The 10,306-nt window shown below is 71.5% G+C and carries 13 protein-coding genes; 9 read left to right on the top strand and 4 right to left on the bottom strand.

The features are described from left to right. Positions 1-339: biotin/lipoyl-containing protein (locus E7Z54_RS09750; RefSeq protein ID WP_346763539.1), on the bottom strand; the 339-nt coding region annotated here is incomplete at its 3' end. 111 nt (positions 340-450) lie between these two features. Here E7Z54_RS09750 and E7Z54_RS09745 point away from each other — a divergent pair. After that, entirely contained in the window at positions 451-789 is a 339-nt protein-coding gene (locus E7Z54_RS09745; RefSeq protein ID WP_136433223.1) for a hypothetical protein, read from the top strand. Here the strand turns inward: E7Z54_RS09745 and E7Z54_RS09740 are convergent. Further along, positions 755-2,281 carry a leucyl aminopeptidase gene (locus E7Z54_RS09740; protein WP_136433221.1) on the bottom strand — a complete coding sequence of 509 codons (1,527 nt, stop codon included), beginning with the start codon at positions 2,279-2,281 and terminating at the stop codon, positions 755-757. The genes E7Z54_RS09745 and E7Z54_RS09740 overlap by 35 nt on opposite strands. A gap of 112 nt (positions 2,282-2,393) precedes the next feature. Between E7Z54_RS09740 and gcvT the strand changes: the two genes are divergently transcribed. From gcvT to E7Z54_RS09725, 3 genes are read left to right on the top strand one after another with little or no spacing between them, the layout of a single operon-like run. Beyond that, a complete protein-coding gene (gene gcvT / locus E7Z54_RS09735) occupies positions 2,394-3,509 on the top strand; it encodes a glycine cleavage system aminomethyltransferase GcvT (protein WP_136433219.1) in 1,116 nt (371 codons plus the stop codon). A gap of 1 nt (position 3,510) precedes the next feature. After that, the gene (locus tag E7Z54_RS09730) at positions 3,511-3,780 is read left to right on the top strand and encodes a hypothetical protein (protein WP_136433217.1); all 270 of its coding nucleotides are present in this window, start codon (positions 3,511-3,513) and stop codon (positions 3,778-3,780) included. Positions 3,781-3,788: 8 nt separating this feature from the next. Beyond that, entirely contained in the window at positions 3,789-4,619 is an 831-nt protein-coding gene (locus E7Z54_RS09725) for a PhzF family phenazine biosynthesis protein (protein WP_240769603.1), read from the top strand. On the opposite strand, the gene E7Z54_RS09720 is transcribed toward E7Z54_RS09725, so the two are convergent. Next, entirely contained in the window at positions 4,609-5,379 is a 771-nt protein-coding gene (locus E7Z54_RS09720; RefSeq protein ID WP_206056110.1) for an aminoglycoside adenylyltransferase domain-containing protein, read from the bottom strand. The two genes, E7Z54_RS09725 and E7Z54_RS09720, sit on opposite strands and share 11 nt — an antisense overlap. 67 nt (positions 5,380-5,446) lie before the next feature. Here E7Z54_RS09720 and E7Z54_RS09715 point away from each other — a divergent pair, with 67 nt between their 5' ends. The 5 genes from E7Z54_RS09715 (at position 5,447) to E7Z54_RS09695 (ending at position 9,909) form a co-directional block, all read left to right on the top strand. After that, a complete protein-coding gene (locus E7Z54_RS09715) occupies positions 5,447-6,259 on the top strand; it encodes a thymidylate synthase (protein ID WP_136433211.1) in 813 nt (270 codons plus the stop codon). A gap of 4 nt (positions 6,260-6,263) precedes the next feature. Next, positions 6,264-6,785, top strand: coding sequence for a dihydrofolate reductase (locus tag E7Z54_RS09710; RefSeq protein ID WP_136433209.1), 522 nt, complete (start codon positions 6,264-6,266; stop codon positions 6,783-6,785). Positions 6,786-6,808: 23 nt separating this feature from the next. After that, complete coding sequence (locus E7Z54_RS09705) at positions 6,809-7,747, top strand: LLM class F420-dependent oxidoreductase (protein ID WP_136433207.1); 939 nt, start codon at positions 6,809-6,811, stop codon at positions 7,745-7,747. A gap of 69 nt (positions 7,748-7,816) precedes the next feature. After that, positions 7,817-8,740 (top strand): SRPBCC family protein, encoded by a 924-nt coding sequence (locus E7Z54_RS09700; RefSeq protein ID WP_136433205.1) that lies wholly within the window; start codon positions 7,817-7,819, stop codon positions 8,738-8,740. Further along, positions 8,737-9,909 carry a zinc-dependent alcohol dehydrogenase gene (locus E7Z54_RS09695; RefSeq protein WP_136433203.1) on the top strand — a complete coding sequence of 391 codons (1,173 nt, stop codon included), beginning with the start codon at positions 8,737-8,739 and terminating at the stop codon, positions 9,907-9,909. Before E7Z54_RS09700 ends, E7Z54_RS09695 begins: the two co-directional genes overlap by 4 nt. A gap of 17 nt (positions 9,910-9,926) precedes the next feature. On the opposite strand, the gene E7Z54_RS23115 is transcribed toward E7Z54_RS09695, so the two are convergent. Next, a partial coding sequence (locus E7Z54_RS23115) for a hypothetical protein (RefSeq protein WP_206056109.1) occupies positions 9,927-10,306 on the bottom strand: 380 nt, incomplete at its 5' end.

Raw genomic sequence — 10,306 nt, 5'->3', positions numbered from 1 at the left:
CTCCTGGGCCGGGGCCGCCTGCGCCTCGGCGGGCGCGGCCTGCTCCTCGGCGGCGGGAGCCGACTCCTGAGCCGGAGCGTCACCGCCGGCCGGGACCTCGCCGTTCTCCCCGACGACGGCCAGCACGGCGCCGACCTCGACCGTGTCGTCCTCGTTGGCCCGGATCTCCACCAGGGTGCCGGCGACCGGAGACGGGATCTCCGTGTCGACCTTGTCGGTGGAGACCTCGAGCAGCGGCTCATCGACTGCGATCTGGTCGCCGACCTGCTTGAGCCATCGAGTGACAGTGCCTTCGGTGACGGACTCGCCAAGGGCAGGAAGAGTGACTTCGGTCGCCATGGGCCTAATACTTGCACCCCCGCCGAGAAAGGTCGCAACGGCCTCCCGCCGATCGGGCACACTGTCCGCATGGCTTTGTGGGACCACTTCCGGCGTCGATCCAAGGTGCGCATGAGTCGCCCGCCCCGTGACGCTGCACGCACCGGGTCGACGCGGGTGCGCGCCGCGGACGGGACAGACGAGCAGCACCTGCGTGAGTGGGTCCAGGCCCGGCGGGGCGTCGAGGGTTTCGTCGAGCCGCGCACCGCGGTGAGCGAGGTGACCCTGCTGCTGGTCGCCCACGACGGCGAGTGGACCCGTCGCCGGGTGCCGTCGGTGAAGTGGGCGCACGACTTCTGCAACGACCACCAGGTGCCGTCGTACGACGCGGCGGTGGTCGGCATCCCGCAGCGGATGCGAGACTACAACGCCCGGATCAGGCAGGCACAGAAGCGGCGTCCGCAGCCCTGACCGACCGGGCGCGCAGCAGCTCCACCAGCGTCGCCACGCCGTAGCCGGTGGCGCCCGAGGTCCAGTGGCCGTTCGGGCCGCCCTTGTTGAACGTCGGCCCGGCGATGTCGAGGTGCGCCCACGGCAGCCCTCCGGTGAACTCGCGCAGGAACGCCGCTGCGAACAGCCCGCCGCCCCAGCGGATCCAGTCGTGCTGGGCGAGGTCGGCCACGGTGCTGCTGCGGATCCGGCCCTCCATGAACTCCGGGATCGGCATCGGCCACGCGTCCTCGCCCGCCACCTCGGCCGCCGCGAGCACCTCGGCCACCATCTCGTCGTCGCCCATCACGCCGGCGAGCTTGTCGCCCAGGGCGAGCACCATGTGGCCGGTCAGGGTGGCGATGTCGACGATCGCGTCCGGCCGGAGCTCCACCGCGCGCCCGAACGCGTCGGCGAGGGCGAGCCGCCCCTCCGCGTCGGTGTTGCTGACCTCGACGGTCGTGCCGTCGTAGGTGGTGAGGACGTCGCCGGGGCGCATCGACGCGCCGCCGATCATGTTCTCGGCGAGCGCGGCGACGGCGGAGATCCGGATCGGCAGTCCGAGACGAGCAGCGGCGAGGGTGGCCTGGACGACGGCGGCCGCCCCGGCCATGTCCTCCTTCATCGACGACATGCTGGCGGCGGGCTTGATGGTCAGGCCGCCGGAGTCGAAGGTGATGCCCTTGCCGACCAGCGCGATGTGCGTGACGGCGTCCTTGGGGCTGTAGGACAGCTCGACCATGCGCGGCGGAGCGTCCGAGCCGGCGCCGACACCGAGGATGCCGCCGCACCCGAGCGCAGCGAGCCGGACCTCGTCGAGGACCTCCACCTTGACCTTGGTGCCGCCTGAGGGCAGGGACTTGTTCGCTGACGTGACCGCAGCCGTGATCGCGTCGGCGAGCATCGGCGGGGTGAGGTCGTGCGGCGGGGTGTTGACCCAGTCGCGGACGGCGACGACCGCGTCCCCGACGACCTGCGCCTCATCGAGCGCCTCGGTCATCTCGCGACGCCGGGCACCGGCAGTGAGTACGACGATCTCGGCGGGGGTGGTGGGAGCCGTCGCCTTGCTCTTGTAGGCGTTGAACACGTAGCCGCCGAGCCGGTACCCCTCGAGCACGGCCCGGACCAGCTCCGGGGAGTCGGCAGGCAGCGCCAGGGCGACCGACGCCGCGTTGGTCACGGCGCGTGCCGCGGTGCCGGCGGCTCGTCGTACCTCTGCCGGGCCGGGGTCCCGGCCGAGCCCGACGAGGACCAGCAGCGGAGAGGAGATCACTCCGGCCGTGGGGACTTTCGCGACCTCCCCGACGTTGCCCTTGACGCCGACGGTCGCGAGGAGGCCGGACAGCTTGCGGCCGTAGGCCGCCGCCACGTCCTCGCCACCGGCGGCGAGCCTGCCGTCGGGGAGGACGCCGACGACCACGGCCTCCGCACGGGTCTTTGCCGGGCTTGCTGTGCGCAGCGCGATGGACGTCACCAGCGCAGAGTACTTTCTCTCCGAACGGCGTGCGTCGAGAGCGGTGCCGGGGCGGAGAGGCGCCGGACGCCGCCTCCGGGCATGCCGCCGGTGATGCAATAGATTCGCACTCATGGCCGAACCGACCACGACACCGCTCCAGTCGCCTCTGCATGATCGGCACGAGGCGCTGGGAGCGAAGTTCTCGGAGTTCGGCGGCTGGATGATGCCGCTGGAGTACCCGACCGGCGTGGTCAAGGAGCACGCCGCGGTCCGCAACGGCGTCGGCATCTTCGACGTCAGCCATCTCGGCAAGCTCGTGGTGCGCGGCCCGGGCGCGGTCGAGTTCCTCAACGAGACGCTCACCAACGACCTGCACCGGGTCGGTCCCGGCAAGGCGCAGTACACCCTGGTCGTGGACGACGAGACCGGCGGCATCGTCGACGACGTCTTCAGCTACTACCGCGACGACGCGCACGTCCTGCTCGTGCCCAACGCCTCCAACAACGAGGAGGTGCGCCGCCGACTGGTCGAGGCCGCGCCTGACGGGATCGAGGTGATCGACCACCACCGCGACTACGTCGTCCTCGCCATCCAGGGCCCGAGGTCCGACGAGGTACTGGCACAGGTCGGGCTGCCCGTGGGCCACGAGTACCTGAGCTTCGTCGACGCGCCGTACGACGGGGCGGACGTGATCGTCTGCCGGACCGGCTACACCGGCGAGCGGGGGTATGAGCTGATCGCGCCGGCCGCGGTCGCCGGCCACCTGTGGGACGAGCTGATGGAGGCCGGTGCGAAGCGCGGCATGACCGCCTGCGGCCTCGGTGCGCGCGACACGCTCCGCACCGAGATGGGCTATCCGCTGCACGGCCAGGACATCTCGCCCGACATCACGCCCAACGAGGCCCGGCTCGGCTGGGCAGTCGGCTGGAACAAGCCCAGGTTCTGGGGTCGCGACAGGCTGCTCGCGGAGCGCGAGGCGGGTCCGCGCCGCAAGCTGGTCGGCATCGTCTCGACCGGCCGCGCCATCCCACGCCCGCAGATGAGCGTCCGCCTGCTGAAGGACGTACCGCTGGGCGAGGTCACCTCCGGCACGTTCTCGCCGACCCTGAGGAAGGGCATCGGACTGGCGCTCGTCGCGACCGCCGTCAACGACGAGGCCGAGGTCATGGTCGACGTCCGCGGCCGGCCCGAGGTCTTCCAGATCACCAAGCCTCCGTTCGTTCGCCCCTCCGTGCGAGAGTCGTGACATGACCATTCCCGAGCCCCCGTCGCCGTTCCGGTCGCCGACGCCGACCGAGCGCCCGTGGTGGTGGCGCCTCGAGGACGCCGCCGGCAAGGAGGTCACGCTGACCGGCGAGGTCGCCGAGGAGTACGGCGAGCAGCGGTTCCCGAGCCAGGGAGATGCCGAGTCCTGGGTGGGCGAGGCATGGCCGGCCCTGCTGGAGCTGGGCGTCGCGCAGGTGACGCTGTTCGAGCTGGAGCGCGAGGTCTACGGACCCATGAAGCTCTCAGCGTGAGGCCTGCGGTGAGAGGACCCTTCCGTCAGGTCGACGTCTTCACCGACCGCCCGCTGCTGGGCAACCCGGTCGCGGTGGTCCACGACGCCTCCGGGCTGAGCGACGACGACATGCAGGCGTTCGCCCGCTGGACCAACCTGAGCGAGACGACCTTCCTGCTGCCCCCCACCCGGCCGGACGCCGACTACCGGCTGCGGATCTTCACGCCCTCCGGCGAGCTGCCGTTCGCCGGGCACCCGACGCTGGGATCGGCGCACGCGTGGCTGGAGGCCGGTGGCGAGCCGGCCTCCGCCGACCTGGTGCAGGAGTGCGGTGTCGGGCTGGTGCCGGTGCGCCGCACCGCGGGCCGCCTCGCCTTCGCGGCGCCGGACCTGCTGCGGTCGGGACCCGTCGACGAGGCCCTGGTCGCGTTGATCGCCGACGCGCTCGGCATCGGAGTCGCCGACGTCGTCGACGCGGAGTGGATCGACAACGGGCCGGGATGGGTCGGCGTCCTGTTGTCCTCGGCCGAGGCGGTCCTGGCGCTGCAGCCCGACTTCTCCCGGATGCCGGGCGACGTCGGTGTCGCCGGTCCCTACCCGGACGGTTCGGAGTGCGCGGTCGAGGTCCGCGCGTTCAGCCCGCTCGACTCCGGCGTCACCGAGGACCCGGTGACCGGCTCGCTCAACGCCTCCCTCGCGCAGTGGCTCGCGGGCCGCGTGCTGCCGGCGTCGTACGTCGCCTCACAGGGGACCGCGCTCGGGCGCCGGGGGCGGGTCTACGTCGAGACCGACGACGCCGGCGTGATCTGGGTCGGCGGCGACACCCTGACCACGGTCGAGGGGACCCTCAGCCTCTGAGGGCAGGCTCCTCCGCAACCACCGACGCCAGGAACTCGGCAGTGTCGTGTCCGCGCGCGGACGTGTCGTCGTACTCGCTCTCGCCCCCCTCGCGGATCCTCAGGGCCTCGCGCAGCACGCGGTGCCAGCGCTCGTCGTAGTGCGCCAGCCCCCAGCGGCCGGCGCCGGACTTGGTCGTCATCTCGCCGGTGACGAGCAGGTGGTGGAGGCGTGCGACGCCGAGGACGCACCAGCAGCACGCCTCTTCGCGCTCGCCCTCCGAGGGCATCTTCGCCAGCGCCTCGGCGTTCGAGCGCCAGTAGGTGTCGAGGTTGTCGAGGGTGAACTGCCGCAGCGCGTCGGCGGAGGTCCAGACTCCCACTTCGGACAGCGGGGGACCGCTGACGGTGACGCCGTTCAGTGCGAGCTCGTGCCACGCGACCATCGCGTCGAGCGTGCCCTCGGCGAAGTACCCGTGCAGCACGGTCGGCACGTCCGGGCACTCGCGCGGGTCGGCCGCGAGGTCGGAGGCCAGCACGTGCAGCCCGTCGAACGGCACCGAGGAGTACGAAGCCAGCCGCTCGTGCGCCTCCTTGAGCGCATCCACATCCGCATCGCCGGGCCGGCGGTCGAGCGTCGCCACGAAGTCGACGTCGGACTGGCCACGCACCCACTCGCCGAAACCGATCCCGCCTCTCAGGTAGAGGCCGGTGACCAGGCCAGGGGGTGCCAGCTCGAGGAACCTCGCGCACACCTCGGCGACTGGTCGGGGGAGATCCACGAGGTCGACCCTAGACGCGCAGCGAGCGGTCCCCGCGGAGGTCGGTGCCGGCATCTACGCTGGACCCGTGCGGCCCTACCTCGACCTTGTGCAGCGGATCCTCGACGAGGGTGTGGAGAAGAACGACCGCACCGGCACCGGGACGCTCAGCGTCTTCGGCCACCAGATGCGGTTCGACCTGGCCCAGGGCTTCCCGATGGTCACCACGAAGAAGATCCACACCCGCTCGGTCTTCGGAGAGCTGCTCTGGTTCCTCCGCGGCGACACCAACGTGAAGTGGCTGCAGGAGCGCGGCATCACCATCTGGGACGAGTGGGCCGATGCGAACGGCGACCTGGGCCCGGTCTACGGCTACCAGTGGCGCTCCTGGCCGACGCCCGACGGCGGTCACGTCGACCAGATCAAGCAGATCGTCGAGCAGATCCGGCGCGATCCCGACAGCCGCCGCCACATCGTCTCGGCGTGGAACGTCGCCGACATCCCCGAGATGGCGCTGGCGCCATGCCACACGCTCTTCCAGTTCTACGTCGCGCCCGACGCCGACGGCGGGCCGGCGAGACTCAGCTGCCAGCTCTACCAGCGTTCCGCCGACGTCTTCCTCGGCGTGCCGTTCAACATCGCGTCCTACGCCCTGCTGACCCACATGGTCGCCCACGTCACCGGCCTCCGGGTGGGGGACTTCGTGCATACCCTCGGCGACGCACACCTCTACTCCAACCACCTCGAGCAGGCCCGGCTCCAGCTCACCCGCGAGCCGCGGCCGCTGCCCACGCTCTGGCTGGACCCGAACGTGACCGAGCTCGACGCGTTCGACCTCGAGCACATCCGGGTCGTGGGATACGATCCCCACCCCGGCATCAAGGCCCCGATCGCGGTCTGAGGCGATGACCCCGGCGGGCAGGACCGTGACCATGGTCGCGGCGGTGGCGGAGAACGGCGTGATCGGCGCCGAGAAGGGCATCCCCTGGCGGCTGCCCGAGGACTTCGCGCACTTCAAGCGCACGACCATGGGCCACGCCCTGATCCTGGGCCGCACCACCCACGAGGGGATCGGCAAGCCGCTGCCCGGCCGCGAGACGATCGTCCTCACGAGCAACCCCGACTGGACCGACGAGGGCGTCCACGTCGCGCACACCATCACCGAGGCACTCGGCCTCGCCGACGAGCTCGCCGCCGACCGCCCCGGGATGCAGGTGATGATCGGGGGCGGGGCCGCCGTGTACGACGCCGCGATGCCCTACGCCGACGTGCAGGTGATCAGCGAGGTGCACCAGGCGCCCGAGGGTGACACGCACTACCCCGAGTTCAGCCGCAACCGGTGGCGGGAGATCCGGCGCGAGTCGCACGAGGGATTCGACATCGTGTGGTGGGAGCGGGTCTTCGCGTGCGGCGGCGCCGAGGGCTGACCCGGCTCTGACAACCTGAGGGCATGGAACTTCGTGTCTTCACCGAGCCCCAGCAGGGCGCCACGTACGACGACCTCCTGGCCGTGGCGCAGGCCGCCGAGGAGCTCGGCTTCGGTGCCTTCTTCCGCAGCGACCACTACCTCCACATGAGCGGCGACGGCCTGCCCGGCCCGACCGATGCCTGGACCACGCTCGCCGGGCTCGCCCGCGACACCACCAGCATCCGGCTCGGCACCCTGATGACGAGCGGTACCTTCCGGCACCCCGGCGTGCTGGCGATCCAGGTGGCGCAGGTCGACGCGATGAGCGGGGGCCGGATCGAGTTCGGGATCGGCGCCGGCTGGTTCACCCAGGAGCACACCGCCTACGGCGTTCCGTTCCCGGGCACCGCCGAGCGGTTCGAGCGTTACGCCGAGCAGCTCGAGCTGATCACCGGCCTGTGGTCGACACCGGTGGGGGAGCGCTACGAGTTCGCCGGCCGGCACTACCAGCTGAAGGACTCCCCGGCACTGCCCAAGCCCGCCCAGACGACCGGCCGTCGTGGCGGCCCACCCGTGATCATCGGGGGCGTCGGCAAGAGGAGGACGCCGGCGCTGGCGGCCGCCTTCGCCGACGAGTTCAACCTGCCGTTCGTCGACGAGGAGACCACCGCGGCCCAGTTCGGGCGGGTCCGGGCGGCGGCCGAGGCGATCGACCGCGACCCTGCCACGATCACGTGGTCCAACGCGCTCGTCCTCTGCGTCGGCAAGGACGAGGCCGAGATCCAGCGGCGCGCGGCCGTGATCGGGCGCGACGTCGACGAGCTCCGTGTGAACGGCCTGACCGGCACGCCCGAGGAGGTCGTGGAGAAGATCCAGCGGTTCGAGGCCCTCGGCACGCAGCGGCTCTACCTCCAGACCCTCGACCTGGCGGACCTCGACCACCTGCGGCTGGTGGCGTCCGAGGTCATGCCTCACGTCTGAGCCCGGCGGATACTCGCCGCCGCCTCGGGGTACCGCCGGGACCTGACCACGACCACAGCGAGGACCGGCATGAACTCTCCCGAGCAACGCATCCGACGACTCGTCACCAGGCTCGGCTGGACCAGCGTGGCGCTCGGCGCGGCACCACTGGTCAAGCCGCGGGAGGTCGCCCGCGCGGTAGGGGTCGACGACGACCCGCGAGCCGGGCTCGTGGTCCGGATGGTGGGCGCGCGCGAGCTCCTGCACGCCGCGCTGCTCCTGGCGGGTCCGGTTCAGACGGTGTGGACCCGCGTCGCCGGTGACGCCCTCGACCTCGCGCTTCTCGGCGGCGCCGCCCGCAGCCGCAGCGGTGCCCGCCGGACGCGAGCCCTGACGGCCCTCGCCCTGGTCGGTGGGATCACGGTCATCGACGTCTACGCCGCAGCCCGGAGCACGCGGCGCCAGCATGGCGGCAGGCGGCCCGGACCGCTCGAGCTGAGGGCGTCGACCACGATCAACAAGGGTCCCGACGAGGTGTACGCCTTCTGGCGCGACCTCGAGCACCTGCCCACCTTCATGCTGCATCTGCAGTCGGTGGACGACCTGGGAGGCAACCGGTCCCGCTGGCGGGCCAACGCGCCACTCCGACGCCGCACCGTCGAATGGGACGCAGAGATCACCAGTGAGGAGCCTGGTCGCCGGATCACCTGGACGTCGCTGCCGGGAGCGGACGTGCCGAACTCGGGGACCGTCCACTTCGCTCCGGCGCCCGACGGGCACGGCACGGAGGTCAAGGTGGTCCTCCACTACGACGTCCCGGCCGGGCGCCTCGGACGCGCGGTGGCGCGGGTGCTCGGGGAGGAGCCCACGCAGCAGGTGCGGGACGACCTCCGTCGACTCAAGCAGGTGCTCGAGACCGGCGACCTGGTCCGCACCGAGTCCCTCCCGGAGGGCACCGACGCCCGACGGCAGGCCGTGCAGCGACCGGCGATGGCGGAGGGAGACCAGCGATGAGGGCAGTCGTCTGGCAGGGCCCCGGAAAGGTCTCGGTCGACAACGTGCCGGATCCGAGGATCCTCAACGACCGCGACGCGATCATCCGGGTGACCAGCACCGCGATCTGCGGCTCGGACCTCCACCTCTACGACGGCTACGTCCCCGAGGTGGTGCCGGGCGACATCTTCGGGCACGAGTTCATGGGTGAGGTGGTGGAGGTCGGGCGCGGCGTGACCGGCCTCGCGCCCGGCGATCGTGTCGTCGTACCCTTCCCGATCGCGTGCGGGGCGTGCCGTGCCTGCGAGCGCGACCTCTGGTCGCTCTGCGAGAACTCCAACCCCAACGCCGGCCTGGCCGAGAAGATGATGGGCCACTCTCCGGCAGGGATCTTCGGCTACTCGCACCTGCTGGGTGGTTACCCGGGCGGCCAGGCGGAGTACGTCAGGGTCCCGTTCGCCGATGTCGGCCCGCTCAAGATCGAGGACGACCTCACCGACGAGCAGGTCCTCTTCCTGACCGACGTCCTCCCCACCGGCTACATGGGCGCGGACCTCTGCGACATCGCGCCGGGTGACGTCGTCGCCGTCTGGGGCGCCGGGCCGGTGGGTCAGTTCGCCGCGATGAGCGCGCAGTTGCTCGGGGCCGCCCGGGTGATCGTGATCGACCGGGTGCCCGAGCGCCTCGCGCTGGCGAAGGACCACCTCGGGGTCGACGTCCTCGACTACGAGGAGACCTCCGTCCTCATGGAGCTGCGGGAGCTCACCGCCGGTCGTGGTCCCGACCACTGCATCGAGGCGGTCGGGATGGAGGCGCACGCGGACTTCACGCCGCTCCACCTCTACGACAAGGCTAAGCAGCTGGTGAAGTCACAGACGGACCGGCCGCAGGCGTTGCGCGAGGCGATCCTGGCCTGCGGCAACGGGGGCACCGTGGCGGTGATGGGCGTCTACGGCGGGTTCATCGACAAGTTCCCGATGGGATCGGTGATGAACCGGTCGCTCACCATCAAGACCGGACAGGCTCACGTGCACCGCTATCTCCGCCCGCTGCGGGACCGGATCCGCGCCGGGGAGATCGACCCGTCGTACATCATCAGCCACCGGCTGCCGCTCGAGGAGGCGCCGCACGGCTACGACATCTTCAAGAACAAGCTGGATGACTGCACGAAGGTGGTCCTGAAGCCCTGAGCTCCGGGCGGTCGTGCTCAGGCCTCGCGTCTGACCCGGACGAACTCCTCGATCACCCGTCGTAGGCCGGCCGGGTCCTCGAGCATGGGGAGATGGCCCGTCCGCAGCTCGCGCTCGAAGTCGCCGCCGAGGGCCGCGGCCGACCGGCGCTGGACGGCGACCGGGATCTCGCCGTCTGCGGTGGTGTGGACGTACCCGCGGTGCGCGGGCAGCACCGCCTCGGGCGCGCCGTCGACGAACAGGCGCCGCGCCTCGGGTGAGAAATCGCCCACCAGGCGGTCGACCACCGCCTCCGGCAGCCCGCGACCCAGCCCGCTGCGGATCTGCTTCTCCGGCGGTCGGGTGCCGGCGAGCCGCAGGATGGCCGGGAGCAGCCACCGCTGCGGAAGCGGCAGCG

Source organism: Nocardioides sp., from assembly GCF_004803405.1.
GTDB classification, from domain to species: Bacteria; Actinomycetota; Actinomycetes; order Propionibacteriales; family Nocardioidaceae; genus Nocardioides; species Nocardioides vastitatis.
The sequence above is the reverse complement of the archived record's forward strand: the minus strand, read 5'-3'. Positions and strand labels throughout refer to the sequence as shown.

What these genes read in the sequence shown, in the direction of transcription:
- E7Z54_RS09745 (WP_136433223.1), top strand. Translation starts at nt 451, where the DNA reads ATGAGTCGCCCGCCCCGTGACGCTGCACGCACCGGGTCGACGCGGGTG.
- gcvT (WP_136433219.1), top strand. Translation starts at nt 2,394, where the DNA reads ATGGCCGAACCGACCACGACACCGCTCCAGTCGCCTCTGCATGATCGG.
- E7Z54_RS09730 (WP_136433217.1), top strand. Translation starts at nt 3,511, where the DNA reads ATGACCATTCCCGAGCCCCCGTCGCCGTTCCGGTCGCCGACGCCGACC.
- E7Z54_RS09710 (WP_136433209.1), top strand. Translation starts at nt 6,264, where the DNA reads ATGACCCCGGCGGGCAGGACCGTGACCATGGTCGCGGCGGTGGCGGAG.
- E7Z54_RS09705 (WP_136433207.1), top strand. Translation starts at nt 6,809, where the DNA reads ATGGAACTTCGTGTCTTCACCGAGCCCCAGCAGGGCGCCACGTACGAC.
- E7Z54_RS09700 (WP_136433205.1), top strand. Translation starts at nt 7,817, where the DNA reads ATGAACTCTCCCGAGCAACGCATCCGACGACTCGTCACCAGGCTCGGC.
- E7Z54_RS09695 (WP_136433203.1), top strand. Translation starts at nt 8,737, where the DNA reads ATGAGGGCAGTCGTCTGGCAGGGCCCCGGAAAGGTCTCGGTCGACAAC.